Origin of the sequence: Enterobacter sp. JS8-1 (assembly GCF_049187015.1) — a bacterium.
Lineage (GTDB): Bacteria > Pseudomonadota > Gammaproteobacteria > Enterobacterales > Enterobacteriaceae > Enterobacter > Enterobacter mori.
This window is the reverse complement of the sequence record NZ_CP185805.1, coordinates 4,474,854-4,501,167: the sequence shown is the minus strand read 5'-3', so window position 1 is coordinate 4,501,167 and position 26,314 is coordinate 4,474,854. Positions and strand designations below refer to the sequence as shown.

Annotated in this window: 22 protein-coding genes; 17 read left to right on the top strand and 5 right to left on the bottom strand. The window is 57.5% G+C overall.

The features are described from left to right. Positions 1-92: 92 nt before the first annotated feature. From ugpA to ugpQ, 4 genes are read left to right on the top strand one after another with little or no spacing between them, the layout of a single operon-like run. Positions 93-980, top strand: a complete 888-nt coding sequence (gene ugpA / locus ACOQH0_RS21515; protein WP_100167338.1) for a sn-glycerol-3-phosphate ABC transporter permease UgpA — start codon at positions 93-95, stop codon at positions 978-980. Then, on the top strand, positions 977-1,822 hold the full coding sequence (gene ugpE, locus ACOQH0_RS21510) for a sn-glycerol-3-phosphate ABC transporter permease UgpE (protein ID WP_048989807.1): 846 nt from the start codon (positions 977-979) through the stop codon (positions 1,820-1,822). The genes ugpA and ugpE overlap by 4 nt, the downstream gene beginning before the upstream one ends. A 1-nt stretch (position 1,823) precedes the next feature. Next, a complete protein-coding gene (locus ACOQH0_RS21505; protein ID WP_063616534.1) occupies positions 1,824-2,894 on the top strand; it encodes a sn-glycerol-3-phosphate import ATP-binding protein UgpC in 1,071 nt (356 codons plus the stop codon). Continuing rightward, the gene (ugpQ, locus tag ACOQH0_RS21500) at positions 2,891-3,637 is read left to right on the top strand and encodes a glycerophosphodiester phosphodiesterase (protein ID WP_126816078.1); all 747 of its coding nucleotides are present in this window, start codon (positions 2,891-2,893) and stop codon (positions 3,635-3,637) included. The genes ACOQH0_RS21505 and ugpQ overlap by 4 nt, the downstream gene beginning before the upstream one ends. On the opposite strand, the gene ACOQH0_RS21495 is transcribed toward ugpQ, so the two are convergent. Continuing rightward, entirely contained in the window at positions 3,621-3,998 is a 378-nt protein-coding gene (locus tag ACOQH0_RS21495; protein ID WP_010436474.1) for a DUF2756 family protein, read from the bottom strand. The two genes, ugpQ and ACOQH0_RS21495, sit on opposite strands and share 17 nt — an antisense overlap. A 123-nt stretch (positions 3,999-4,121) precedes the next feature. Between ACOQH0_RS21495 and ggt the strand changes: the two genes are divergently transcribed. After that, positions 4,122-5,867 carry a gamma-glutamyltransferase gene (gene ggt, locus ACOQH0_RS21490; protein ID WP_172701533.1) on the top strand — a complete coding sequence of 582 codons (1,746 nt, stop codon included), beginning with the start codon at positions 4,122-4,124 and terminating at the stop codon, positions 5,865-5,867. An 86-nt stretch (positions 5,868-5,953) separates the two neighbouring features. Here the strand turns inward: ggt and yhhY are convergent, their stop codons facing one another. Beyond that, positions 5,954-6,442, bottom strand: coding sequence for an N-acetyltransferase (yhhY, locus tag ACOQH0_RS21485; protein ID WP_420984693.1), 489 nt, complete (start codon positions 6,440-6,442; stop codon positions 5,954-5,956). A 220-nt stretch (positions 6,443-6,662) separates the two neighbouring features. After that, positions 6,663-7,307, bottom strand: a complete 645-nt coding sequence (locus ACOQH0_RS21480; protein WP_010436468.1) for a bactofilin family protein — start codon at positions 7,305-7,307, stop codon at positions 6,663-6,665. Positions 7,308-7,464: 157 nt separating this feature from the next. On the opposite strand from ACOQH0_RS21480, the gene ACOQH0_RS21475 reads away from it, so the two are divergent. The 5 genes from ACOQH0_RS21475 to gntU all read left to right on the top strand — a co-directional run bounded on the left by ACOQH0_RS21475 (position 7,465) and on the right by gntU (position 12,406). Continuing rightward, entirely contained in the window at positions 7,465-8,502 is a 1,038-nt protein-coding gene (locus ACOQH0_RS21475) for an oxidoreductase (RefSeq protein WP_421511158.1), read from the top strand. Between the two features lie 123 nt (positions 8,503-8,625). After that, positions 8,626-9,321, top strand: a complete 696-nt coding sequence (locus ACOQH0_RS21470; RefSeq protein ID WP_010436464.1) for a pirin family protein — start codon at positions 8,626-8,628, stop codon at positions 9,319-9,321. A 91-nt stretch (positions 9,322-9,412) separates the two neighbouring features. Next, complete coding sequence (gene gntR / locus ACOQH0_RS21465; protein WP_089598541.1) at positions 9,413-10,408, top strand: gluconate operon transcriptional repressor GntR; 996 nt, start codon at positions 9,413-9,415, stop codon at positions 10,406-10,408. A gap of 126 nt (positions 10,409-10,534) precedes the next feature. Continuing rightward, positions 10,535-11,062 carry a gluconokinase gene (gene gntK / locus ACOQH0_RS21460; protein WP_010436461.1) on the top strand — a complete coding sequence of 176 codons (528 nt, stop codon included), beginning with the start codon at positions 10,535-10,537 and terminating at the stop codon, positions 11,060-11,062. 3 nt (positions 11,063-11,065) lie between these two features. Then, a complete protein-coding gene (gene gntU / locus ACOQH0_RS21455) occupies positions 11,066-12,406 on the top strand; it encodes a gluconate transporter (RefSeq protein WP_010436459.1) in 1,341 nt (446 codons plus the stop codon). A 190-nt stretch (positions 12,407-12,596) separates the two neighbouring features. Here gntU and yhgN read toward each other — a convergent pair whose 3' ends face one another. Then, positions 12,597-13,190 (bottom strand): NAAT family transporter YhgN, encoded by a 594-nt coding sequence (yhgN, locus tag ACOQH0_RS21450; RefSeq protein WP_003861574.1) that lies wholly within the window; start codon positions 13,188-13,190, stop codon positions 12,597-12,599. A gap of 177 nt (positions 13,191-13,367) precedes the next feature. On the opposite strand from yhgN, the gene asd reads away from it, so the two are divergent. The 6 genes from asd to glgP all read left to right on the top strand — a co-directional run bounded on the left by asd (position 13,368) and on the right by glgP (position 24,089). Continuing rightward, on the top strand, positions 13,368-14,471 hold the full coding sequence (gene asd, locus ACOQH0_RS21445) for an aspartate-semialdehyde dehydrogenase (protein WP_010436455.1): 1,104 nt from the start codon (positions 13,368-13,370) through the stop codon (positions 14,469-14,471). Between the two features lie 249 nt (positions 14,472-14,720). Continuing rightward, positions 14,721-16,907 (top strand): 1,4-alpha-glucan branching enzyme, encoded by a 2,187-nt coding sequence (glgB, locus tag ACOQH0_RS21440; RefSeq protein WP_089598544.1) that lies wholly within the window; start codon positions 14,721-14,723, stop codon positions 16,905-16,907. Next, positions 16,904-18,877 (top strand): glycogen debranching protein GlgX, encoded by a 1,974-nt coding sequence (gene glgX / locus ACOQH0_RS21435; protein ID WP_411776744.1) that lies wholly within the window; start codon positions 16,904-16,906, stop codon positions 18,875-18,877. The genes glgB and glgX overlap by 4 nt, the downstream gene beginning before the upstream one ends. A gap of 17 nt (positions 18,878-18,894) precedes the next feature. Then, positions 18,895-20,190, top strand: coding sequence for a glucose-1-phosphate adenylyltransferase (glgC, locus tag ACOQH0_RS21430; RefSeq protein ID WP_042718928.1), 1,296 nt, complete (start codon positions 18,895-18,897; stop codon positions 20,188-20,190). Then, positions 20,190-21,623: a glycogen synthase GlgA gene (gene glgA, locus ACOQH0_RS21425; protein WP_089598546.1), complete on the top strand. Its 1,434-nt coding sequence runs from the start codon at positions 20,190-20,192 to the stop codon at positions 21,621-21,623. The genes glgC and glgA overlap by 1 nt, the downstream gene beginning before the upstream one ends. 18 nt (positions 21,624-21,641) lie before the next feature. Then, complete coding sequence (gene glgP / locus ACOQH0_RS21420; protein WP_089598547.1) at positions 21,642-24,089, top strand: glycogen phosphorylase; 2,448 nt, start codon at positions 21,642-21,644, stop codon at positions 24,087-24,089. 89 nt (positions 24,090-24,178) lie between these two features. Here the strand turns inward: glgP and glpD are convergent, their stop codons facing one another. Further along, positions 24,179-25,687 carry a glycerol-3-phosphate dehydrogenase gene (glpD, locus tag ACOQH0_RS21415; protein WP_089598548.1) on the bottom strand — a complete coding sequence of 503 codons (1,509 nt, stop codon included), beginning with the start codon at positions 25,685-25,687 and terminating at the stop codon, positions 24,179-24,181. 284 nt (positions 25,688-25,971) lie between these two features. On the opposite strand from glpD, the gene glpE reads away from it, so the two are divergent. Next, positions 25,972-26,304, top strand: coding sequence for a thiosulfate sulfurtransferase GlpE (gene glpE / locus ACOQH0_RS21410; protein ID WP_006177908.1), 333 nt, complete (start codon positions 25,972-25,974; stop codon positions 26,302-26,304). The last annotated feature ends 10 nt before the right edge of the window (positions 26,305-26,314 follow it).

The window sequence follows — 26,314 nt, the reverse complement described above, 5'->3', positions numbered from 1 at the left end:
ACCCTAACCCTCTCCCAAAGGGAGAGGGAACATATCTCCCTCTCCCTTTGGGAGAGGGCCGGGGTGAGGGTTACCTAACGCAGAGCTAACCTATGTCATCATCCCGTCCGGTGTTCCGTTCCCGCTGGCTGCCGTACCTGCTGGTCGCGCCGCAGTTGGTCATCACCGTTATTTTCTTTATCTGGCCTGCGGGCGAAGCGCTGTGGTACTCGGTACAAAGCGTCGATCCGTTCGGGCTTTCCAGCCAGTTTGTCGGGCTGGACAACTTCACCGCGCTGTTCCATGACAGCTACTACCTGGATTCCTTCTGGACGACGATCAAGTTCAGCGCCCTGGTGACCGTCAGCGGCCTTTTAGCCTCGCTGTTCTTCGCCGCGCTGGTGGATTACGTGGTACGCGGCAGCCGTATTTATCAAACGCTGATGCTGCTGCCGTACGCCGTGGCTCCCGCCGTCGCCGCCGTATTGTGGATCTTCCTGTTTAACCCGGGGCGCGGGCTGATTACCCACTTCCTGGCCGAACTGGGCTACGACTGGAACCACGCCCAGAACAGCGGCCAGGCGATGTTCCTGGTGGTGTTTGCCTCGGTGTGGAAGCAGATCAGCTACAACTTCCTGTTCTTCTTTGCCGCGCTGCAGTCCATCCCACGTTCGCTGGTGGAAGCGGCGGCGATTGACGGCGCAGGTCCCATTCGCCGCTTCTTCAGGCTGTCGCTGCCGCTGATCGCTCCGGTGAGTTTCTTCCTGCTGGTAGTTAACCTCGTGTACGCCTTCTTCGACACCTTCCCGGTGATCGACGCGGCGACCGCAGGCGGACCGGTGCAGGCGACAACGACGCTGATCTACAAGATCTACCGCGAAGGCTTTGCGGGGTTGGATCTCTCCGCTTCTGCCGCGCAGTCGGTGGTGCTGATGTTCCTCGTCATCATCCTCACGGTGGTGCAGTTCCGCTATGTCGAAAGTAAGGTGCGCTACCAATGATTGAGAACCGTCGCGGGCTGACGATTTTCAGCCATACCATGCTGATTTTAGGGATTATCGTCATCCTCTTCCCGCTGTACGTGGCGTTTGTCGCCGCCACGCTGGACACCAAAGCGGTGTTCGACACGCCGATGACGCTGATCCCAGGCACACATCTTTTCGAGAACATGAGGACCATCTGGACACAGGGCGTGGGCGCCAACAGCGCGCCGTTCTGGCTGATGATGCTCAACAGCTTCATCATGGCGTTTGGCATCACCGTCGGCAAAATTACGGTGTCGATGCTCTCGGCCTTCGCCATCGTCTGGTTCCGCTTTCCGCTGCGTAACCTCTTCTTCTGGATGATCTTCATTACCCTGATGCTGCCGGTGGAGGTGCGTATCTTCCCGACGGTGGAGGTGATCGCCAACCTGAAGATGCTCGACAGCTACGCGGGCTTGACCCTGCCGCTGATGGCCTCGGCGACCGCGACCTTCCTGTTCCGCCAGTTCTTTATGACCCTGCCGGACGAGCTGATTGAAGCAGCGCGCATCGACGGCGCGTCGCCAATGCGCTTTTTCCGCGACATCGTGCTGCCGCTGTCGAAAACCAACCTCGCGGCGCTGTTTGTGATCACCTTTATCTACGGCTGGAACCAGTACCTGTGGCCGCTGCTGATTATTCAGGACGTCAACCTCGGCACCGCCGTGGCGGGCATCAAAGGCATGATTGCCACCGGTGAAGGCACCACCCTCTGGAACCAGGTGATGGCGGCGATGCTGCTCACCCTTATCCCACCCGTAGTCATTGTTTTAGCCATGCAGCGTGCGTTTGTCCGTGGCCTGGTCGATAGCGAGAAATAAGATGGCAGGTTTAAAACTTCAGGCAGTAACCAAAAGCTGGGACGGTAAAACCCAGGTGATTCAGCCGCTGACGCTCGACGTGGCGGACGGGGAATTTATCGTGATGGTCGGCCCGTCCGGCTGCGGCAAATCCACGCTGCTGCGCATGGTGGCGGGGCTGGAGCGCGTGACGTCCGGGGATATCTGGATTGACCGCCAGCGCGTCACCGAAATGGAGCCGAAAGACAGAGGCATCGCGATGGTGTTCCAGAACTACGCCCTCTACCCGCACATGAGCGTGGAAGAGAACATGGCCTGGGGGCTGAAAATCCGCGGCATGGGCAAAGGCCATATCGACGAGCGCGTGAAAGAGGCGGCGCGCATTCTCGAGCTGGACGGCCTGCTGAAGCGCCGCCCGCGCGAGCTCTCCGGCGGCCAGCGCCAGCGCGTGGCGATGGGGCGCGCCATCGTGCGCGATCCGGCGGTATTCCTGTTCGACGAACCGCTTTCTAACCTCGACGCCAAGCTGCGCGTGCAGATGCGTCTTGAGCTGCAGCAACTGCACCGTCGTCTGAAAACCACCTCCCTGTACGTGACCCACGATCAGGTCGAAGCCATGACCCTCGCCCAGCGCGTGATGGTGATGAACAAAGGCATCGCCGAGCAGATTGGCACCCCGGTGGAGGTGTATGAGAAACCGGCTACCCGCTTTGTGGCGAGCTTTATCGGCAGCCCGGCAATGAACCTGCTGGAAGGACGGATCAGCAGCGCGGGCACCCACTTTGAACTGGAAAGCGGGATGGCATTGCCCATCAACTGGTACTATCGTGGCTACGCCGGGCGTAAGATGACGCTCGGTATCCGCCCGGAGCATATCGGTTTAACCTCTCAGGCGGACGGCGGCGTGCCGCTGGTGATGGACACGCTGGAGATGTTGGGTGCAGATAACCTGGCGCACGGACGCTGGGGTGAGCAAAAAATAGTGGTGCGTTTAGCGCATCAGGAACGCCCGAAAGCAGGCAGCACGCTGTGGCTGCACCTGCCGGAAAATCACCTGCACTTCTTTGACGGTGAAACAGGACAACGAGTATGAGCAACTGGCCTTATCCCCACATCGTCGCCCACCGGGGCGGCGGTAAGCTGGCGCCGGAAAATACCCTGGCGGCGATTGACGTTGGCGCGCGCTACGGCCACACGATGATCGAGTTCGACGCCAAGCTGTCGAAAGACGGCGAAATTTTCCTGCTGCATGACGATAACCTCGAACGCACCAGCAACGGCTGGGGCGTGGCGGGTGAACTGCCGTGGCGCGATCTGCTGAAGGTTGATGCCGGAAGCTGGTACAGCGGCGAATTCAAAGGCGAACCGCTGCCGCTGCTGGCGGAAGTGGCGGATCGCTGTCGCCAGCACGGTATGATGGCCAATATCGAAATCAAACCGACCACCGGCACCGGGCCGCTGACGGGCAAAGTCATCGCGCTGGCCGCGCGTGAGCTATGGGAAGGGATGACGGCACCGCTGCTGTCGTCGTTTGAGATCGACGCGCTGGAAGCGGCACAGGCGGCCGTGCCGGAGCTCCCGCGTGGGCTGCTGCTGGACGAGTGGCGCGAGGACTGGCACGAGCTGACGACACGCTTAGCGTGCGTTTCAATTCATCTCAATCACAAGCTGCTGGATGAGGCGCGGGTGAAGATGTTGAAAGCGGCGGGTCTGCATATTCTGGTGTATACCGTTAACAAACCCCAGCGTGCAGCCGAACTGCTGCGCTGGGGCGTGGACAGCATTTGTACCGATGCGATTGACCGCATCGGCCCGAACTTTAGTTCTGCGGATTAAGCATACCGCCGTTCGACTGCGGCGGCAGCATATGCTGCTGGCCGCTGTTCAGGGTTGACCCCCCGCCTAACATCCCGCCGTTTTTATTCGGCAGCGGCTGCTCGCGCACCTGACCCTGCTGGATGCGCTGGGTGTTGGCGTTCATCTGGTTTTGCAGGCTCTGCTGCTGCATTTGGGTTTGCGTTTTCAACTGTTGATTAAGCATCCCTTTCTGCTGCTGTTGCTGGCTCATCATCTCCGTTTGCATCCGCTGCTGGCTGGGAATGACGTAACCCTGCTGGTTAGGGTTGTTCATCGTATTGAGTGGCTGTGCGAGCGCGGCAAAGGGAAGCAGTGCCGTAAGAATCATCAAGCGTTTCATTGTCATCTCCTCCTTTTGAGGTTTCTCTTAAGTTTACCCCGATTTCACCATGACGATGATTTTTTAGGAGTTGTGAACCAGGCTTAAGCGGGGAGTATGGACCCTATCACCTGGAGAACAATAATGATGAAATCAACGTTTTTGCGCTGGGTAGCGATCGCCGCGCTGATGGCAGGCGGCACATTTAGCGTGGCGGCCAACCCGCCCGCGGCGCCTCCCGTCTCCTACGGCGTGGAGGAAGACGTTTTCCATCCTGTGCGGGCGACGCATGGCATGGTGGCCTCGGTTGACGCGCTGGCAACCCAGGTAGGCGTCGATATTCTCAAACAGGGCGGTAACGCGGTGGATGCGGCGGTTGCGGTGGGGTACGCGCTGGCGGTCACGCATCCGCAGGCGGGTAACCTCGGCGGCGGCGGGTTTATGATGCTGCGTACCAAAGACGGGAAAACCACCGCCATCGACTTCCGTGAGATGGCACCGAATCAGGCCTCCCGCGATATGTTCCTTGACGAGCAGGGCAACCCGGACAGCAAGAAATCCCTGACCTCGCACCTCGCCTCTGGCACGCCGGGCACCGTTGCGGGCTTCTCGCTGGCGCTGGAAAAATACGGCACGCTGCCGCTGAACAAAGTGGTGCAGCCTGCCATCAAGCTGGCGCGCGAGGGTTTTGTGGTCAATGACGCGCTCGCGGACGATCTCAAAACCTACGGCAGTGAAGTCATTCCGAATCACGAAAACAGTAAGGCCATCTTCTGGAAAGACGGCGAGCCGCTGAAGAAGGGCGATAAGCTGGTGCAGAAGAACCTGGCGACCAGCCTGGAGCGGATTGCGGAACACGGCCCGGATGCCTTCTATAAAGGCGCGATTGCTGACCAGATTGCCGATGAAATGCAAAAGAACGGTGGGCTAATCACCAAAGCGGATCTGGCGGAGTACAAAGCGGTGGAGCGCGAGCCGATTAGCGGCACCTATCGCGGCTACGAGGTCTTCTCCATGCCGCCGCCGTCTTCCGGGGGCATTCACATCGTGCAGATCCTCAACATTCTAGAAAACTTTGATATGCACAAGTTTGGCTTCGGCAGCGCGGACGCCATGCAGGTGATGGCGGAAGCGGAAAAACGCGCCTACGCCGACCGCTCGGAGTACCTCGGCGACCCGGACTTCGTGAAGGTACCGTGGCAGGCGCTGACCAACAAAGCCTATGCCAAATCCCTGGCCGACCAGATCGACATCAACAAGGCGAAGCCGTCGAGCGAGATCCGCCCCGGCAAGCTGGCGCCTTATGAAAGCAACCAGACCACCCACTTCTCGGTGGTGGATAAAGACGGCAATGCGGTGGCGGTGACCTATACGCTGAATACCACCTTTGGTACCGGGATTGTGGCGGGCAACAGCGGCATTTTGCTGAACAACGAGATGGATGACTTTTCCGCCAAGCCGGGCGTGCCGAACGTTTACGGGCTGGTAGGCGGTGATGCAAACGCCGTCGGGCCGAAGAAGCGTCCGCTCTCGTCCATGTCGCCTACCATCGTGGTGAAAGACGGAAAAACCTGGCTGGTAACCGGCAGCCCGGGCGGGAGTCGAATTATTACCACCGTGCTGCAGATGGTGGTGAACAGCATCGACTTTGGGATGAACGTCGCCGAAGCGACCAACGCCCCGCGTTTCCACCACCAGTGGCTGCCGGACGAGCTGCGCGTCGAGAAGGGCTTTAGCCCGGACACCATTAAGCTGCTTGAACAGCGCGGGCAAAAAGTGGCGGTGAAAGAGGCGATGGGCAGCACCCAGAGCATTATGGTGGGGCCGGACGGTGCGCTGTTTGGGGCATCGGATCCACGTTCGGTGGATGATTTGACGGCGGGATATTAACGTATTGCCCGGTGGCGCTGCGCTTACCGGGCCTACAACTGCACGAACGTAGGCCGGGTAAGGCGAAGCCGCCACCCGGCAAATAACTACTTCATTCTCGCCATATAATACGCATCCACATACTCGCCGTTGCGCAGGGCAAATTTCCTGCCGGTGCCTTCGATTTCAAACCCAAAATTTTTATAGAGTGCAACTGCCGCTGGGTTATCGGCAAAGACCGTCAATTCGATGCGTTCAATGCGTAACCAGTTGTCGCAAAGGTTAATCATTTCGCTCATGAGCCTGCGGCCTACGCCGCGACCCTGCATATCCGCAGCCACGCTTATGCCGAATGTGGCAACGTGGCTGCGACGCGGGTTTTCCATCACGTCCAGCGCCATATGCCCGATGACGCGCTGTTCCAGACAGGCAACAAGATGGCGTCGGCCTGGTTTTGTCGCAACGCGTTCGTGCCACATTTCCATTGAGGGATGAGGGAGCTGTAGCGTGTCGTGATACACATCAGGATGCGACATGATGTCACGCAAAGCTTCTGCATCGCTGGATTCGATGTGGCGTATCACTATCTCACTCATTCCTTATTCCTCAGTCAGTTAACTCTCCCTTCCAACATCAATGACTTTAAAATTTGAGTCAACCGCTATTTTTTGCAAAAAGAAGTGGACAAGTGCGAATGAGAATGATTATTATTGCTCTGCATTCAGGAAGACCGCTACGGGAACCTGAAAGCACGACATTGCTCACATTGCTTCCAGTATTACTTTAGCCAGCGTTTCGCTGGCTTTTTTTTGCTTATTATTTGGCAAGCTCGCACGCTTCAGGAGCGTCAGCGGTGCTGTCCTTGATCAGGCCAACGACGTTGTTCTTTTCGATAGCGGCAGGCAGCATCTCCGCAATACCGGAAAACATCCCCCCTTTTTTGACGGCCAGTGCCCGGTAGGAAAGCGTTCCCGTTACCTCACCGTTTTCGCAGATTTCAATGGCATCGCTGTGGCATTCGCCAATCACGGCCCCGTCAATAATCAGCTCGCGGCAGGTGATATTTCCCTCAACCCGTCCCCCGCGCATGATTTTGATCAGACTCTGTTCAGAGGCAATATTGCCGATGAGCTCACCGTGCACATAGACGTGACCCGTCGATACGATATTGCCTTCAACGCGGACGTCGTTGGCAATCACCGTGGTGCCGTGCTTCTCGGTGGCGGTAGGTTCTTTTTCCATGACAGGAGCCGGAGGAAGGGCAGTTGGCACCTTGATTTCATTAATTTTATTCTTTTTAAACATAACATTACCCAGGTTGATAAGCAGGGGAAGAGTGAAAGCCAATAAAGAGAATGCTGCGAAGAGCCATGCGAGTTGACGGGCGGCGAAGCACCAGGCGGCAAGCGAAAGCAACCAGAAGAGAAGCGCACTGTTTAAGGCGAGATATTTCTTTTCCATAGAAATGGGCGCGACTCCATTCGCGAGCATAGATTTGACCTTCACCTTATCGTGGTTTTTAGCGGCAGGGTCAAGGCAAGTGCCGCCATTTTAGGATTCTTTTGGGCAAGTTTATCGCTATAGTGAAAACAGAAACCTGATCAAAAAGGACGGAACCATGACCCTGAACTGTGCGTTTATCGGCTTTGGTAAAAGCACCACCCGCTATCACCTACCCTATGTTCTCAACCGTAAAGACAGCTGGCACGTCGCCCATATCTACAGACGCAGTGCGAAGCCGGAAGAGCAGTCTCCGCAGTATTCCCACATTCATTTCACCGGCGATCTGAACGAGGTGCTTCACGATCCGCAGGTGAATCTGATCATTGTCTGCACCCACGCCGACAGCCACTTCGACTACGCGAAGCGCGCGCTGGAAGCGGGCAAAAACGTGCTGGTGGAAAAGCCATTCACCCCGACCATCGCCGAAGCGAAGGAACTGTTTGCGCTGGCGAAGAGCAAAGGGCTGACCGTTACGCCGTATCAGAACCGCCGTTTTGACAGCTGCTTCCTGACGGCGAAAAAGGCGATTGAGAGCGGCAAGCTCGGCGACATTGTGGAAATTGAAAGCCACTTCGACTACTACCGTCCGGTCGTGGAAACCCAGCCCGGCCTGCCGCAGGACGGCTCGTTCTATGGTCTGGGCGTGCACACCATGGACCAGATCATCTCCCTGTTTGGTCGCCCGGACCACGTGGCGTACGATATCCGCAGCCTGCGCAACAAAGCCAACCCGGACGACACCTTCGAAGCGCAGCTGTTCTACGGCGACCTGAAGGCCATCGTCAAAACCAGCCATCTGGTGAAAATCGACTATCCCAAGTTTATCGTTCACGGCACCAAAGGCTCGTTTATCAAGTACGGCATCGACCAGCAGGAGACCAGCCTGAAGGCTAACATCATGCCGGGCGAACCGGGCTTTGCGGCGGATGATTCCGTAGGCGTGCTGGAGTATGTGAAGGCAGATGGCACAACAGTAAAAGAAGAACTCAAGCCGGAACCAGGCGACTATGGCCGCGTTTACGATGCGCTGTATGACACGCTCACCATGGCTACGCCGAATTACGTCAAGGAATCTGACGTTCTGACCAACCTGGAAATCCTTGAACGGGCCTTTGAGCAGGCTTCTCCTGCCACGGTAACCCTCGCAAAATAAGCAAAAACGGCTCCTCTGCGCTTGTTCATAATTTTTGAACAGAGGAGTCAATTTTCACCCTCTATGATCCCAGGCGGTTTGCGTCCACACTTACTTCATCGAAACGAACTGAGGGTGAAAACAATGATCTACTTACGCAAAGCAAACGAACGTGGTCACGCGAATCATGGCTGGCTGGACTCATGGCATTCATTCTCGTTTGCCGACTACTACGACCCGAACTTTATGGGCTTCTCCGCACTGCGCGTGATTAACGACGACGTGATTGATGCAGGCCAGGGCTTCGGCACCCACCCGCACAAAGACATGGAAATCCTGACTTATGTGCTTGAAGGTGCCGTGGCGCACAAAGACAGCATGGGTAACGAAGAGCAGGTTCCGGCGGGTGAGTTCCAGATTATGAGTGCGGGCACCGGGGTGCGTCACTCTGAGTACAACCCGAGCAAAACGGAAAAACTGCACCTGTATCAAATCTGGATCATTCCAGAAGAGACCGGCATCGCGCCGCGCTACGAGCAGCGCCGCTTCGACGCTAAACAGGGCAAACAGCTGGTGCTGTCCCCGGATGCGCGTGAAGGTTCCCTGAAAGTGCATCAGGATATGGAGCTGTACCGCTGGGCGCTGGCAAAAGACGAACAGTCCGTGCATCAGATTGCCGCCAACCGCCGCGTCTGGATCCAGGTGGTGAAAGGTGACGTGTCCATCAACGGCACCAAAGCAACAACCGCCGATGGTCTGGCCATCTGGGATGAGCAGGCGCTCTCCGTGCATGCCGACAGCGAAAGCGAAATCCTGCTGTTTGACCTGCCGCCGGTATAAATAATTACTCAACCTTCCCTTTAAACGGGGAAGGTTGAGCTTTGTCCGTGATAAACTGAGAAAATCTCTCACTTCAAGATTTCTCAGGACGATGAAAAAGAAACGCCCCGTACTTCAGGATGTCGCCGATCGCGTCGGTGTGACCAAAATGACGGTCAGCCGTTTTTTACGTAACCCGGAACAGGTTTCCGTGGCGTTACGTGGCAAGATTGCCGCTGCCCTTGATGAACTGGGTTATATTCCCAACCGTGCACCCGATATTCTCTCCAATGCGACCAGCCGTGCGGTGGGCGTCCTGCTTCCTTCCTTGACCAACCAGGTTTTCGCCGAAGTATTACGTGGAATCGAAAGCGTGACCGATGCCTTTGGCTATCAGACCATGCTCGCGCACTACGGGTACAAGCCGGAACTGGAAGAGGAACGTCTTGAATCGATGCTTTCCTGGAACATCGACGGCCTGATTTTAACGGAACGTACCCACACTGCCCGCACGCTCAAAATGATTGAAGTGGCCGGTATCCCGGTGGTGGAACTGATGGATAGCCAGTCGCCGTGCCTCGACATCGCCGTTGGGTTCGATAACTTTGAAGCGGCGCGTCAGATGACGGCGGCGATCATTGCGCGCGGTCATCGCCACATTGCCTATCTGGGTGCACGCCTTGATGAACGTACTATCATCAAACAGAAGGGATACGAGCAGGCGATGCTCGACGCCGGTTTAACCCCGTACAGCGTGATGGTGGAGCAATCCTCGTCCTACACCTCGGGTATTGAGCTGATGCGTCAGGCGCGACGCGAGTATCCGCAACTGGACGGTATTTTCTGTACCAACGATGACCTTGCGGTCGGCGCGGCGTTTGAGTGCCAGCGTCTGGGGCTGAAGATCCCCGACGATATGGCGATTGCCGGTTTCCACGGCCACGACATCGGCCAGGTGATGGAGCCGCGTCTGGCGAGCGTCCTGACCCCGCGTGAACGTATGGGCCGCATTGGTGCCGAACGCCTGCTGGCGCGCATTCGTGGTGAGGCAGTTACCCCTAAAATGTTAGATTTAGGTTTCACCTTGTCACCGGGTGGATCTATTTAATCCGACAAATTTGAAGTAGCTCACACTTATTCACTTCGCGCACGTTTGGATATTGCTTCTCTTTTGCCCCGGCAGGACAATGTTACCGATAACTGTTACCCGTAACAATTGACTGAGGGACACCCTTTGAGCACGACTAATCACGATCACCACGTTTACGTCCTGATGGGCGTGTCCGGTAGCGGTAAATCTGCCGTGGCGAGCGAAGTGGCGCATCAACTTCAGGCTGCGTTTCTTGATGGCGACTTCCTCCATCCGCGCAGCAACATCATGAAAATGGCCTCCGGCGAGCCGCTGAACGACGACGACCGCAAACCGTGGCTGCAGGCGCTGAACGATGCCGCCTTTGCGATGCAGCGTACGAACAAAGTCTCCCTGATCGTCTGCTCCGCGCTGAAAAAAACCTACCGCGACCTGCTGCGCGACGGCAACCCGAATCTCTCCTTCATCTATCTGAAGGGCGATTTCGAGGTGATTGAAAGCCGTCTGAAGGCGCGTAAAGGTCACTTCTTCAAAACCCAGATGCTGGTTACGCAGTTCGAAGCGCTGCAGGAGCCGGGTGCGGATGAGCAGGACGTCTTAGTGGTTGATATCGATCAGTCACTGGAAGGTGTTGTCGCCAGCACCATCGAGGTCATTAATAAAAGGCAGTAAGTTTTGAGTACATTAACGCTTGTTTTGACAGCAGTGGGTTCCGTATTACTGCTGCTGTTTCTCGTGATGAAGGCGCGTATGCATGCCTTCGTTGCTTTGATGGTGGTTTCTATTGGTGCAGGTCTCTTTTCCGGTATGCCGCTCGACAAGATCGCCGCGACGATGGAAAAAGGGATGGGTGGCACGCTGGGTTTCCTGGCGATTGTGGTCGCGCTCGGCGCGATGTTTGGCAAGATTTTGCACGAGACGGGCGCGGTCGATCAGATTGCCGTCAAGATGCTGAAATCCTTCGGCCACAGCCGCGCGCACTACGCGATTGGTCTGGCTGGTCTGATTTGCGCGCTGCCGCTGTTCTTCGAAGTGGCGGTAGTACTGCTGATTAGCGTCGCGTTCTCGATGGCACGCCATACCGGCACTAACCTCGTGAAGCTGGTCATACCGCTGTTTGCGGGCGTGGCGGCGGCCGCGGCGTTCCTGCTGCCGGGGCCTGCGCCGATGCTGCTGGCCTCCCAGATGCACGCTGACTTTGGCTGGATGATCCTCATTGGCCTCTGTGCCGCGATCCCGGGGATGATTATCGCCGGTCCGCTGTGGGGTAACTTCATCAGCCGCTACGTTGAGCTGCACATTCCTGATGACATCACCGAGCCGCACCTGGGCGAGGGCAAAATGCCGTCCTTCGGCTTCAGCCTGTCGCTGATCCTGCTCCCGCTGGTGCTGGTGGGCCTGAAAACCATCGCCGCGCGCTTTGTGCCGGTCGGTTCCAGCGCTTACGAGTGGTTTGAGTTCATCGGCCACCCGTTCACGGCGATTCTGGTGGCCTGTCTGGTGGCGATTTACGGCCTGGCAATGCGTCAGGGGATGCCGAAAGACCGCGTGATGGAGATTTGCGGTGCCGCGCTGCAGCCTGCGGGTATCATCCTGCTGGTGATCGGTGCCGGTGGCGTGTTCAAGCAGGTGCTGGTGGATTCCGGCGTGGGCCCGGCTCTGGGCGAAGCGCTGACCGGAATGGGCCTGCCGATTGCGGTCACCTGCTTCGTGCTGGCGGCGGCGGTGCGTATCATCCAGGGTTCCGCAACCGTGGCGTGCTTAACTGCGGTGGGCCTGGTGATGCCGGTGATTGAACAGCTGAACTACTCCGGTGCGCAGATGGCGGCGCTGTCTATCTGTATCGCGGGCGGTTCGATTGTGGTATCCCACGTGAACGACGCAGGCTTCTGGCTGTTCGGTAAATTCACCGGCGCCACCGAAGCACAAACCCTGAAAACCTGGACGCTGATGGAAACCATCCTCGGCACGACGGGTGCGATTGTCGGGATGATTGCGTTTACGTTGTTGAGCTAATGGGTTTTCTCCCTCTCCCTGTGGGAGAGGGAGAAAACCGGAGTGACTTGTAGGTCGGGTAAGGCGAAGCCGCCACCCGACAAACATACGGCCTCTGCGGCCTGTTGCCCTCACCCCAACCCTCTCCCACGGGGAGAGGGGGCAAACACTAAAAACGGCAATCTTAGATTGCCGTTTTGCATTTACCTTGCTACCCCTTCATCCATGCCCGTATCCCGTCCAGGAACATCTGTGTCGCCATCATCACCAGAATCAGACCCATCAGGCGCTCCAGGGCGTTCACCCCTTTTTCACCCAGCAGGCGCAGGAACAGCGACGACTGCAGCAGGATGATAAACGTCCCGCCCCAGGCAATCAGCAGGGCAATCACCAGGTGGCTCATCTGATTCGGGTACTGGTGCGACAACAGCATCAGCGTGGCAAGAATGGTCGGCCCGGCAACCAGCGGGATCGCCAGCGGCACGATGAACGGCTCTTCACCCGCTGGCAGGCCGCTGCTGCTGCCTTCCGCGCTCGGGAAAATCATTTTGATGGCAATCAGGAACAGAATAATCCCGCCGGAAATCGAGACCGTTTCGGCGCGCAGGTTCAGGAACGCGAGAATTTTTTCCCCGGCAAACAGGAAGATAAACATCACCAGCAGGGCGATGAGCAGCTCGCGGATCATGATCGCCCGACGGCGCTTTGGCTCGGTGTGCTTTAACACCGACATGAAGATCGGCAGGTTTCCCAGTGGATCCATTATCAGGATCAATAAAACCGCCGCGGAAATGATTTCACTCATGTAAATTATCCCTGAAACTCTCTATGGTTATTATGATAATTAGCTGTATTTCTGATTGCCGGGCAATCATCGATTAATTTCGCTTGCGACTTTGGCAGCATTTTGTAATGTGAAGCATATCCCAGTTCAATACTGGCTTGCACAATCAGCACACACCCTCAGCAGGAAAAAAATGCTATGAAAAACGTTGGTTTTATCGGCTGGCGCGGTATGGTCGGCTCTGTACTCATGCAACGCATGGTTGAAGAGCGCGATTTCGACGCTATCCGCCCGGTCTTCTTCTCCACTTCCCAGCTCGGCCAGGCTGCTCCGTCCTTTGGTGGTACCACAGGCACGTTGCAGGATGCTTACGATCTGGAAGCGCTGAAGGCACTCGACATTATTGTGACGTGCCAGGGCGGCGATTATACCAACGAAATCTATCCAAAGCTGCGTGAAAGCGGCTGGCAGGGTTACTGGATTGACGCGGCCTCTTCGCTGCGCATGAAGGACGATGCCATCATCATTCTCGACCCGGTTAACCAGGGCGTGATCACCGACGGCCTGAACAACGGCGTGAAAACCTTTGTTGGCGGTAACTGTACCGTCAGCCTGATGCTGATGTCCCTCGGCGGCCTGTTCGCGCAGGATCTGGTGGAGTGGGTCTCCGTGGCGACCTACCAGGCCGCGTCCGGCGGCGGCGCGCGTCACATGCGCGAGCTGCTGACCCAGATGGGCCAGTTGCACCAGAGCGTAGCGACCGAGCTGGCAAACCCGGCGTCCGCGATCCTTGATATCGAGCGTAAGGTCACTCAGCTGACCCGCAGCGGCGAGCTGCCGGTGGACAACTTCGGCGTACCGCTGGCCGGTGGTCTGATTCCGTGGATCGACAAACAGCTGGATAACGGCCAGACCCGTGAAGAGTGGAAGGGCCAGGCTGAGACCAACAAAATCCTCGCGACCGCGAACACCATTCCGGTTGACGGCCTCTGCGTGCGTATCGGCGCGCTGCGCTGCCACAGCCAGGCTTTCACCCTTAAACTGAAAAAAGATGTGTCTATTCCGACCGTGGAAGAGCTGCTGGCCGCACACAACCCGTGGGCGAAAGTGGTGCCAAACGATCGCGATATCACCATGCGCGAACTGACCCCGGCAGCCGTCACCGGCACGCTGACCACGCCGGTTGGCCGTCTGCGCAAGCTGAACATGGGGCCGGAGTACCTCTCCGCGTTCACGGTCGGCGACCAGCTCCTGTGGGGTGCCGCCGAACCGCTGCGCCGCATGCTGCGCCAGCTGGCGTAATAATTTGTTAAATACCGGGGGTGATTTTCACCCCTTTTTTTTGCGTACTACATGGAGTAACACGCGGATGTCTTATTTTTTATCAGGAGTCATTTAGAGCGTTGGCTATGCTTTAAGGAAGAGTCATTTCTTACCTGAGGTTCGAACGGAGCAGAAAGGATGCACATATTTGTGCTGTCCCGTTCAGGTCACATTAAAAGTCGTCCCGGAGCGCGTAAAAAGGACGACATAAAAAACAGGATGAATACCATGTCCGATCGTGTGGATAGAGACGTGATTAATGCGCTTATTGCGGGTCATTTTGCTGACCCCTTTTCTGTGCTTGGGATGCACCGAACGGAGGCTGGACTGGAAGTTCGGGCGCTGTTGCCGGATGCCACAGAAGTGTGGGTGATTGAACCCAAAACCGGCCGCAAGGTCGGCAATCTGGAATGCCTCGATTCTCGTGGCTTCTTCTCGGGCGTGATGCCCCGTCGTAAAAACCCTTTTCGCTATCAGCTTGCCGTCATCTGGCACGGCCAGCAGAACCTGATTGACGACCCTTACAGCTTCGGCCCGCTCCTGAAAGAGATGGACGCCTGGCTGCTGTCCGAAGGGACTCACCTGCGGCCGTATGAAACGCTGGGCGCGCATGCCGATACCATGGACGGGATCACCGGCACGCGCTTTTCCGTGTGGGCACCGAATGCCCGGCGGGTCTCCGTTGTCGGGCAGTTCAACTACTGGGACGGTCGTCGTCATCCGATGCGCCTGCGCCGTGAAACCGGCATCTGGGAGCTGTTTATCCCCGGCGCGCAAAACGGCCAGCTCTATAAGTTCGAGATGATCGATGCCAACGGCAAGCTGCGCATTAAAGCTGACCCGTATGCCTTTGAAGCGCAGATGCGCCCGGATACCGCGTCGCTGATTTGTGGGCTGCCGGAGAAGATCGTCCAGACGGAAGAACGCAAGCAGGCCAACCGCTTCGACGCGCCAATCTCCGTCTATGAGGTGCATCTCGGCTCCTGGCGTCGCCACACCGATAATAACTTCTGGCTCAGCTATCGTGAATTGGCCGATCAGCTGGTGCCGTACGCCAAATGGATGGGCTTTACTCACCTTGAGCTGCTGCCGGTTAATGAACACCCGTTCGACGGAAGCTGGGGCTACCAGCCTACCGGGTTGTATGCGCCAACGCGCCGCTTCGGCACGCGCGATGATTTCCGCTATTTCATCAATGCCGCGCATGCCGCCGGGCTGAACGTGATCCTCGACTGGGTGCCCGGCCACTTCCCGTCTGATGATTTCAGTTTGTCGGAATTTGACGGCACGAAGCTGTACGAGCACAGCGACCCGCGCGAAGGCTATCACCAGGACTGGAACACGCTGATCTATAACTACGGTCGCCGTGAAGTGACGAACTTCCTGGTAGGCAACGCGCTGTACTGGATCGAGCGCTTCGGTATTGATGCCCTGCGCGTCGATGCGGTGGCGTCGATGATCTACCGCGACTACAGCCGTAAAGAGGGGGAGTGGATCCCGAACGAGTATGGCGGCCGTGAAAATCTGGAAGCCATTGAGTTCCTGCGCAACACCAACCGCATTCTCGGCGAGCAGGTGGAAGGCGCGGTGACGATGGCGGAAGAGTCCACCGACTTCCCCGGCGTCTCTCGCCCTCCGTCAATGGGCGGCCTGGGCTTCTGGTACAAGTGGAACCTGGGCTGGATGCACGACACGCTCGACTACATGAAGCTCGACCCGGTTCACCGTCAGTATCACCACGACAAGCTCACCTTCGGGCTGCTCTACAACTACACCGAAAACTTCATGCTGCCGCTGTCGCATGATGAAGTGGTGCACGGCAAAAAATCCATTCTTGACCGCATGCCGGGCGACGCGTGGCAGAAGTTTGCCAACCTGCGCGCTTACTACGGCTGGATGTTCGCTTTCCCGGGCAAGAAACTGCTGTTTATGGGCAATGAATTCGCGCAGGGCCGCGAGTGGAACCACGATTCCAGCCTCGACTGGCACCTGCTGGAAGGCGGTGACAACTGGCACCACGGCGTACAGCGTCTGGTGCGTGACCTGAACCTGACCTATCGCCACCACAAAGCGCTGCACGAGCTGGATTTTGACCCGTACGGCTTCGAGTGGCTGGTGGTGGACGATCGTGAACGGTCGGTATTTGTCTTTGTGCGCCGCGATAAAGCGGGCAATGAAATTATCGTTGCCAGCAACTTCACGCCGGTGCCGCGCGAACATTACCGCTTCGGCATTAACCAGGCGGGGAAATGGCGCGAAATACTGAACACCGATTCCATGCATTATCACGGCAGCAACGCGGGTAACGGCGGTCTGGTGCAGAGCGATGCACTCGAAAGCCACGGGCGACCTCATTCCCTGAGCCTGACGCTGCCGCCGCTTAGCACCATCTGGCTGGTGCGGGAGGGGGAATGACGCAGCTTACGGCAGGTAATCCCGAACCGCTCGGGGCGCGCTTTGACGGGAAGGGGGTGAACTTCACGCTCTTTTCTGCGCACGCGGAGCGGGTAGAACTCTGTGTGTTTGACGGGGAAGGTAACGAGCACCGTTACGATTTACCGTCCCGCACGGGAGATATCTGGCATGGTTACCTGTCCGGCGGGCGTCCGGGAATGCACTACGGTTTTCGCGTTCACGGCGCATGGGAGCCTTCACAGGGACACTGGTTTAACCCGGCGAAGCTGTTGATTGACCCGTGTGCGCACCGTGTGGACGGCGAGTTTAAAGACGACCCAATATTCCACGTCGGCTACGGTGAACCCGACCACCGCGACAGTGCGCCGCTCGCGCCAAAAAGCGTGGTGGTGAACGACCTCTACGACTGGGAAGACGATGCCCCGCCGCGCACGCCGTGGGGCAATACCGTCATTTACGAAGCGCATGTGAAAGGGCTGACGTATCTGCACCCGTCGATCCCCAAAGAGATGCGCGGGACCTATAAAGCCCTCGGGCATCCGACGCTGGTTGCCTACCTGAAGCACTTAGGGATCACCGCGCTGGAGCTGCTGCCCGTGGCGCATTTCGCCAGCGAGCCACGGTTACAGCGCCTTGGTCTGAGCAACTACTGGGGTTACAACCCGCTGGCGATGTTCGCCCTTGAACCCCGCTATGCCGCCCATCCTGAAAAAGCCCGGGACGAGTTCCGCGATGCGGTGAAGGCACTCCACGCGGCGGGCATTGAGGTCATTCTGGACGTGGTGCTCAACCACAGTGCCGAAAGCGATCTCGACGGCCCGACGCTCTCGCAGCGCGGAATTGATAACCGTAGCTATTATTGGATCAGGGAAGATGGTGATTACGCCAACTGGACCGGCTGCGGTAACACGCTCAATCTCAGCCATCCGGCGGTGACGCATTATGCGTATGAGTGCCTGAAATATTGGGTGGAAACCTTCCATGTCGACGGTTTTCGTTTCGACCTGGCCCCCGTCATGGGGCGCACGCCGGCGTTCAGCCAGCAGGCACCGCTGTTTGAGGCAATCAAAAATTGCCCGGTGTTGTCGCAGGTGAAGCTGATTGCCGAGCCGTGGGACATCGGTGAGGGCGGCTATCAGGTGGGAAATTTCCCGCCGCTGTTTGCCGAGTGGAACGATCACTACCGCGATGCCATCCGCCGCTTCTGGCTGGCGCGCGATCTGTCGTTGGGGGAATTCGCAGGACGCTTTGCCGGTTCCAGCGATCTCTTTAAGCGCGACGGCAAACGTCCGTCGGCCACCATCAACCTGGTAACGGCGCACGACGGTTTCACGCTTCGCGACTGCGTTTGTTTCAATCAGAAACACAATGAGGCAAACGGTGAGGAGAATCGCGATGGGACTAACAATAACCATAGCTTTAACCATGGTATAGAAGGGTTAGGCGGAAGTCTGGACGTGATCGAGCGGCGACGCGCCAGCGTTCACGCGCTGCTCACGACGCTTTTGCTGTCGCAGGGCACGCCGATGTTGCTGGCGGGCGACGAGCATGGCCACAGCCAGCACGGCAACAACAACGCCTATTGCCAGGATAACACCTTAACCTGGCTCGACTGGGGAGAAGCAAACAGCGGGTTGACCCATTTCACCGCAGCGCTGATCCACCTTCGCCAGCAAATCCCGGCGCTTACCGCCGACAGCTGGTGGGAAGAGGGTGACGGCAACGTTCGCTGGCTGAATAAAGACGCGCAACCGCTGAGCGCGCAAGAGTGGCAACACGGCATAACCTGTCTGCAAATCCTGCTGTCGGATACGTGGCTGGTCACGCTGAACGCGACGGATGACGTCGCAGAGATTGTTTTACCTGACGGGGAGTGGCGAGCCGTTCCCCCCTTTGCCGGAGCGGATAATCCGGTTGTTATGGCTGTCTGGCACGGGCCTGCGCACGGAGTGTGCGTATTCCAAAGATGATAAAAAAGGAGTTAGTCATGGTTAGATTAGAGAAGAACGATCCGTTAATGTTGGCGCGCCAGCTACCATTAAAAACTGTTGCCCTGATACTCGCGGGCGGGCGTGGAACCCGTCTGAAAGATTTGACCATCAAGCGCGCCAAACCGGCCGTTCACTTTGGTGGTAAGTTCCGCATTATCGACTTTGCGCTCTCCAACTGCCTCAACTCTGGCATTCGCCGCATTGGCGTCATTACTCAGTATCAGTCGCACACGCTGGTTCAGCATATCCAGCGCGGCTGGTCGTTCTTTAGCGAAGAGATGAACGAGTTTGTCGATCTGCTCCCGGCGCAGCAGCGCGTTCACGGGGAAAACTGGTATCGCGGCACGGCGGATGCGGTGACCCAGAACCTCGACATTATTCGCCGCTACAGCGCGGAATACATCGTCATCCTCGCGGGTGACCACATCTACAAGCAAGACTACTCGCACATGCTCATCGACCACGTCGAAAAAGGGGCGCGCTGCACCGTGGCGTGTCTGCCGGTGCCCGTTGCTGAAGCGACGGCGTTTGGTGTGATGCACGTGGATGCCGACGACAAGATTATCGACTTTGTTGAAAAACCGGCGAACCCGCCGACCATGCCGGGAGATGACACCAAATCGCTCGCCAGCATGGGGATCTATATCTTTGATGCAGAATACCTTTATGAGCTGCTGGAAGAAGACGACAAAGACGAAAACTCCAGCCACGACTTCGGTAAAGACATCATCCCGAAAATCACCAAAGCTGGCATGGCGTATGCACATCCTTTCCCGCTGTCCTGCGTGCAGTCAGACCCGAATGCGGAACCTTACTGGCGCGACGTCGGTACGCTGGAAGCCTACTGGAAAGCGAACCTTGACCTGGCGTCTGTTACGCCTGAACTGGATATGTACGACCAGAACTGGCCGATTCGCACCCACATGGAATCGCTGCCGCCCGCGAAGTTCGTGCAGGACCGCTCCGGCAGCCACGGCATGACGCTGAACTCGCTGGTTTCCGGCGGGTGCATTATCTCCGGCTCCGTGGTGGTGCAGTCCGTGCTGTTCCCCCGCGTGCGTGTGAATTCATTCTGTAATATCGACTCGGCAGTCCTGCTGCCGGATGTCTGGGTAGGGCGCTCGTGTCGTCTTCGCCGTTGCGTGATCGACCGTGCATGCGTCATCCCTGAAGGGATGGTGATTGGTGAAAACGCGGAAGAAGATGCGCGTCGCTTCTACCGTTCTGAAGAGGGGATCGTGTTAGTCACACGGGAAATGTTGCGGAAGCTGCAAATCAAACAGGAGCGATGATGCAGGTTTTACACGTATGTTCTGAGATGTTCCCGTTGCTGAAGACGGGCGGGCTGGCGGACGTTCTTGGCGCATTACCGGCGGCGCAAATCGCCGGTGGGGTGGATACCCGAGTCCTGTTGCCCGCCTTCCCGGATATCCGGCGTGGTATTCCTGATGCAAAGGTCGTTACCCGCCGTGAAACCTTCGCCGGACGCATCACCCTGCTATTTGGACATTACAATGGCGTAGGGATTTACCTGATCGATGCGCCTCACCTGTACGACCGACCGGGCAGTCCGTATCACGATACGAACCTGTTCGCCTATACCGACAACGTGCTGCGCTTTGCGCTGCTCGGCTGGGTGGGGGCGGAGATGGCCGTCGGGCTGGATCCGTTCTGGCGACCGGATGTTGTACACGCGCATGACTGGCATGCTGGCCTGGCGCCTGCGTATCTGGCGGCGAAAGGTCATCCGGCCAAATCGGTCTTTACGGTGCACAACCTGGCGTATCAGGGCATGTACTATGCCCATCATATGAATGACATCGATCTGCCATGGTCGTTCTATAACATGCACGGTCTGGAGTTTAACGGGCAGATCTCGTTCCTGAAGGCGGGGCTGTACTACGCCGATCACATCACGGCGGTGAGTCCAACCTACGCGCGTGAAATCACCCAGCCCGAGTTTGGCTACGGTCTGGAAGGGCTGTTACAACAGCGCCACCGTGAAGGCCGTCTGTCGGGCATTCTGAACGGCGTGGATGAAAAGATCTGGAGTCCGGATACCGATCTCCTTTTGGCTGCGCGCTATGGCCGCGATTCGGTGGAAGACAAAGCCGAAAACAAACGCCAGCTGCAAATTGCGATGGGGCTGAAGGTGAACGACAAAGTGCCGCTGTTCGCCGTGGTCAGCCGCCTGACCAGCCAGAAAGGGCTGGATTTGGTGCTCGAAGCGCTGCCGGGACTCCTGGAGCAGGGCGGCCAGTTGGCGCTGCTCGGCGCGGGCGATCCGGTGCTGCAGGAAGGTTTTCTTGCCGCCGCCGCAGAACATCCGGGGCAGGTGGGCGTGCAGATTGGTTATCACGAAGCATTTTCGCACCGCATTATGGGTGGTGCAGACGTCATTCTGGTGCCGAGCCGCTTTGAACCCTGCGGCCTGACGCAGCTCTACGGCCTGAAATACGGCACGCTGCCGCTGGTACGCCGCACGGGCGGGCTGGCGGATACGGTGTCCGACAGCTCTCTGGAAAACCTGGCGGACGGTATCGCCAGCGGCTTTGTTTTTGAGGACAGTAATGCCTGGTCGCTGCTTCGCGCGATTCGGCGTGCGTTCGTCTTGTGGTCCCGTCCATCGCTGTGGCGTTACGTACAACGTCAGGCGATGTCCATGGACTTTAGCTGGCACGTTGCGGCGCAGTCCTACCGCGACCTTTATCAACGCTTGATGTAACGAGGCGAAGTTACTGATATGAACGCTCCATTTAGCTACTCTTCACCCACGCTCAGCGTTGAGGCGTTAAAGCACTCCATCGCCTACAAGCTGATGTTCACCATCGGGAAAGATCCGGTTATCGCCAACAAACACGAGTGGCTGAACGCCACCCTGTTTGCGGTGCGTGACCGTTTAGTCGAACGCTGGCTGCGCTCCAACCGCGCCCAGCTCTCGCAGGAAACGCGTCAGGTTTATTACCTGTCGATGGAATTTTTAATTGGCCGCACCCTCTCCAACGCGCTGCTGTCGCTCGGTATTTATGACGATGTCAAAACCGCGCTGGAAGAGATGGGGCTGGATTTAGAAGAGCTGATCGACGAAGAGAACGACCCCGGCCTTGGAAACGGTGGTCTGGGACGTCTTGCCGCCTGCTTCCTGGACTCGCTGGCGACGCTGGCGCTGCCGGGCCGCGGGTACGGCATCCGCTACGACTACGGCATGTTCAAGCAGAACATCGTGGATGGCCGCCAGAAAGAGTCCCCGGATTACTGGCTGGAATACGGCAACCCGTGGGAGTTCAAGCGTCACAACACGCGCTATAAAGTGCGTTTTGGCGGGCGTATTCAGCAGGAAGGCAAAAAATCCCGTTGGGTCGAAACCGAAGAGATCCTCGCCGTAGCCTATGACCAGATCATCCCCGGCTACGACACCGACGCCACCAACACGCTGCGCCTGTGGAATGCCCAGGCCAGTAGCGAGATCAACCTCGGTAAATTTAACCAGGGCGACTACTTTGCGGCAGTGGAAGATAAAAACCACTCCGAGAACGTGTCCCGCGTACTGTATCCGGACGATTCGACCTACTCGGGCCGCGAGCTGCGCCTGCGTCAGGAGTATTTCCTCGTCTCCTCAACGATTCAGGACATCCTCAGCCGTCATCACCAGCTGCACAAAACCTACGCCAATCTGGCGGAGAAAACGGCGATTCACCTCAACGACACGCATCCGGTGCTCTCCATTCCGGAACTGATGCGCCTGCTGATCGACGAACATAAGTTCAGCTGGGATGACGCCTTTGAAGTGACCTGTCAGGTGTTCTCGTACACCAACCACACGCTGATGAGCGAAGCGCTGGAAACCTGGCCGGTGGATATGCTCGGCAAAATTCTGCCGCGCCACCTGCAGATTATCTTTGAAATTAACGACTACTTCCTCAAGACCCTGCAGGAGCAGTACCCGAACGATACCGGCCTGCTGAGCCGTGCGTCGATCATCGATGAATCCAACGGTCGCCGCGTGCGCATGGCCTGGCTGGCGGTGGTGATCAGCCACAAGGTCAACGGGGTATCCGAGCTGCACTCGAACCTGATGGTGCAGTCGCTGTTTGCGGATTTTGCGAAGATCTTCCCGACGCGTTTCTGCAACGTGACCAATGGCGTCACGCCGCGCCGCTGGCTGGCGCTGGCGAACCCGCCGCTGTCTGACGTGTTGGACGAGAATATCGGCCGCACCTGGCGCACCGATTTGAGCCAGTTGAGCGAGCTGGAACAGCACATTGATTTCCCGACGGTGAATAAAGCCGTGCGTGAAGCCAAGCTCCTCAACAAAAAGCGTCTGGCGGTCTGGCTGGCGATGCATCTGAACGTGGTGGCGAACCCGAAAGCGCTGTTTGACGTGCAGATCAAACGTATTCACGAGTACAAACGCCAGCTGATGAACGTGCTGCATGTGATCACGCACTATAACCGTATCAAGGCCGACCCTACGGCTGACTGGGTACCGCGCGTGAAGATCTTTGCCGGTAAGGCGGCTTCCGCCTATTACATGGCGAAGCACATCATTCACCTGATTAACGACGTGGCGAAGGTGGTGAATACCGATCCGGACATCGGCGACAAGCTGAAGGTAGTTTTCATCCCTAACTACAGCGTGAGCCTGGCGCAGCTGATCATCCCGGCGGCGGATCTCTCAGAGCAGATTTCCACAGCGGGGACGGAAGCGTCCGGCACCAGTAACATGAAGTTTGCCCTGAACGGCGCGCTGACCATCGGCACGCTGGACGGCGCGAACGTCGAGATGCTTGAGCATGTGGGGGAAGAGAATATCTTTATTTTCGGTAATACCACGGAGGAGGTGGAGGAACTGCGCAGGCAGGGCTACAAACCGCGTGAGTATTATGAAGAGGATGAAGAGCTACGTCAGGTGCTGACCCAAATCGCGACCGGGTTGTTTAATCCTGAAGAGCCTGGACGCTACCGGGACCTGGTGGATTCGCTGATTAACTTTGGCGATCACTATCAGGTGCTGGCGGATTATCGCAGCTACGTGGATTGTCAGGACCGGGTGGACGAGCTGTATCGTCAGCAGGAGAAGTGGACCATCACCGCGATGCATAACATCGCCAATATGGGGTATTTCTCGTCTGACAGGACCATCAAGGAGTATGCCGAGACGATCTGGCATATTGATCCGGTGCGGTTATAAAAGCACAACCCTGGTTGCCGTTTTTAGTGTTTGTTCCCTCTCCCTGTGGGAGAGGGGCAGGGTGAGGGCATCAGCCCACACCGATCGCATTACGACGCTAACGACAATTCACGCTTTCCCGCATGCTGCTGCAGCCACTGCGCCACGCGAGACTGCTGCTCGGCGTTGAGCCACATCCCCTCTTTGGTACGACGCCAGATGGCATCATCCAGGCGGCGAACCCACTCGTGCTCCACCAGGTAACGCAGCTCGGCCTCGTACAGCTCGTGACCGAAATGCTCGCCCAGATCGGCTAGCGCTTTCGCGTCACCCAGGAAAAGCTCGGTGTTGCTGCCGTAGGTGCGGGCATAGTGGCGCGCCATGCCTTCGGTGATGAACGGGAAACGACGGCGCAGCTTCGCGGCGTAATCATCGCGGTTATCGCCGATATCACCGCCAGGCAGAACCGCGCCTTTGGTCCATGCCGGGCCAATGCCTTTATAGTACGGTGCCAGTTTTTCCAGCGCGTGCTCGGCCAGCTTGCGATAGGTGGTCAACTTGCCGCCAAACACCGACAGCAGCGGCGCCTGGCCGTCTACGTCGTGAATATCGAGCGTATAGTCGCGGGTGATGGCCTGCGGTGAGTCAGACTCGTCATCGCACAGCGGACGCACGCCGGAGTAGGTCCAGACCACGTCATCGCGCGCCAGCTGCTTCTTAAAGTGCGCGTTGTACACTTTCAGCAGGTAGTTCACTTCGCTCTCGTCGATCTCGACGTTTTTCGGATCGCCTTTGTACTCCACGTCGGTGGTGCCGATGATCGAGAACTCGTCCATCCACGGGATGACAAACACGATGCGTTTATCTTCGTTCTGCAGAATGTAGGCCTGCTTCTGGGTATGCACGCGCGGCACCACAATGTGGCTGCCTTTGATCAGGCGGATGCCGTACGGAGAAGGCAGGTGCATGCCGTCATCGAAGAACTGCTTCACCCACGGGCCGGTGGCGTTCACCAGACCGCGCGCTTTCCAGCTGAACTTCTCGCCGGTATCCACGTCTTCCGCTTCCACAATCCACAGACCGTTTTCACGACGCGCGGCGGTGGCGCGGGTACGGGTTTTCACCTCGCCGCCTTTTTTCTCTACCATCTGCGCATTCGCCAGCACCAGACGCGCATCGTCCACCCAGCAGTCGGAATATTCGAAACCGCGCACGATTTCAGGCTTAAGGACCGATTCTGAGCCAAAACGCAAACCGTTCGAACCCGGCAGGCTGGTGCGCTTACCCAGATGATCGTACATAAACAGACCAATTCGGATCATCCACGCCGGACGCAGATGCGGGCGATGGGGCAGGCGGAAGCGCATCGGAATAGCCAGATGCGGGGCCATTTTCAGCAGCACTTCGCGTTCGGCCAGTGCTTCACTGACCAGGCGGAATTCGTAGTGTTCCAGGTAGCGCAGGCCACCGTGGATCAGTTTGGAGCTGGCGGACGAGGTCGCGCAGGCGAGATCGTTAGCTTCCAGCATCAGCACGGATAAACCGCGTCCTGCGGCATCGACCGCAATACCGGCACCGTTGATGCCACCGCCTATCACAATCAGATCTTTGGTTTCCATAACACCCTCACGCACTTTCGTTAAAGCTCAGAAATGTTCGATATCGCTCATAATAGCAAAGGAACGCGCTTTTGGTAACATCAAAAAAACAATTTAGAGTGATATGGATAACATAATGGCGTTTACCCGCCGCCAGGACGTACACTACGGGGTAAAATAGTGCGGTCTGATGCCCTCACCCCAGCCCTCTCCCACGGGGAGAGGGGGATCCGTTTCCCTCTCCCTCAGGGAGAGGGGAGGGTGAGGGGAAAACGCACCACACCCGAATATAAGATGAGAACACCATGGATCAGTTTGAATGTATTAACGTAGAAGAAGCCCACCAGAAGATGCACCAGGGAAAAGCGGTGCTGGTGGACATCCGCGATCCGCAAAGCTTTGCGATGGGCCACACGCCGGGCGCGTTCCATCTCACCAACGACACGCTGGGCGCGTTTATGCGCGATAACGACTTCGAGACGCCGGTAATGGTCATGTGCTACCACGGCAACAGCAGCAAAGGCGCGGCGCAGTATCTGCTTCAGCAGGGTTACGACGCGGTGTACAGTGTCGACGGCGGCTTCGATGCATGGCATCGTCATTTCCCGGCAGAAGTGGAATACGCTTTTGAGCGCTGATCCCGCTATA

Bases quoted from the DNA above. Each gene is read 5' to 3' on its own strand.
- ugpA (WP_100167338.1), top strand. From the start codon at position 93: ATGTCATCATCCCGTCCGGTGTTCCGTTCCCGCTGGCTGCCGTACCTG.
- ugpE (WP_048989807.1), top strand. From the start codon at position 977: ATGATTGAGAACCGTCGCGGGCTGACGATTTTCAGCCATACCATGCTG.
- ACOQH0_RS21505 (WP_063616534.1), top strand. From the start codon at position 1,824: ATGGCAGGTTTAAAACTTCAGGCAGTAACCAAAAGCTGGGACGGTAAA.
- ugpQ (WP_126816078.1), top strand. From the start codon at position 2,891: ATGAGCAACTGGCCTTATCCCCACATCGTCGCCCACCGGGGCGGCGGT.
- ACOQH0_RS21495 (WP_010436474.1), bottom strand. From the start codon at position 3,998: ATGAAACGCTTGATGATTCTTACGGCACTGCTTCCCTTTGCCGCGCTC.
- ggt (WP_172701533.1), top strand. From the start codon at position 4,122: ATGATGAAATCAACGTTTTTGCGCTGGGTAGCGATCGCCGCGCTGATG.
- yhhY (WP_420984693.1), bottom strand. From the start codon at position 6,442: ATGAGTGAGATAGTGATACGCCACATCGAATCCAGCGATGCAGAAGCT.
- ACOQH0_RS21480 (WP_010436468.1), bottom strand. From the start codon at position 7,307: ATGGAAAAGAAATATCTCGCCTTAAACAGTGCGCTTCTCTTCTGGTTG.
- ACOQH0_RS21475 (WP_421511158.1), top strand. From the start codon at position 7,465: ATGACCCTGAACTGTGCGTTTATCGGCTTTGGTAAAAGCACCACCCGC.
- ACOQH0_RS21470 (WP_010436464.1), top strand. From the start codon at position 8,626: ATGATCTACTTACGCAAAGCAAACGAACGTGGTCACGCGAATCATGGC.
- gntR (WP_089598541.1), top strand. From the start codon at position 9,413: ATGAAAAAGAAACGCCCCGTACTTCAGGATGTCGCCGATCGCGTCGGT.
- yhgN (WP_003861574.1), bottom strand. From the start codon at position 13,190: ATGAGTGAAATCATTTCCGCGGCGGTTTTATTGATCCTGATAATGGAT.
- asd (WP_010436455.1), top strand. From the start codon at position 13,368: ATGAAAAACGTTGGTTTTATCGGCTGGCGCGGTATGGTCGGCTCTGTA.
- glgB (WP_089598544.1), top strand. From the start codon at position 14,721: ATGTCCGATCGTGTGGATAGAGACGTGATTAATGCGCTTATTGCGGGT.
- glgX (WP_411776744.1), top strand. From the start codon at position 16,904: ATGACGCAGCTTACGGCAGGTAATCCCGAACCGCTCGGGGCGCGCTTT.
- glgC (WP_042718928.1), top strand. From the start codon at position 18,895: ATGGTTAGATTAGAGAAGAACGATCCGTTAATGTTGGCGCGCCAGCTA.
- glgA (WP_089598546.1), top strand. From the start codon at position 20,190: ATGCAGGTTTTACACGTATGTTCTGAGATGTTCCCGTTGCTGAAGACG.
- glgP (WP_089598547.1), top strand. From the start codon at position 21,642: ATGAACGCTCCATTTAGCTACTCTTCACCCACGCTCAGCGTTGAGGCG.
- glpD (WP_089598548.1), bottom strand. From the start codon at position 25,687: ATGGAAACCAAAGATCTGATTGTGATAGGCGGTGGCATCAACGGTGCC.
- glpE (WP_006177908.1), top strand. From the start codon at position 25,972: ATGGATCAGTTTGAATGTATTAACGTAGAAGAAGCCCACCAGAAGATG.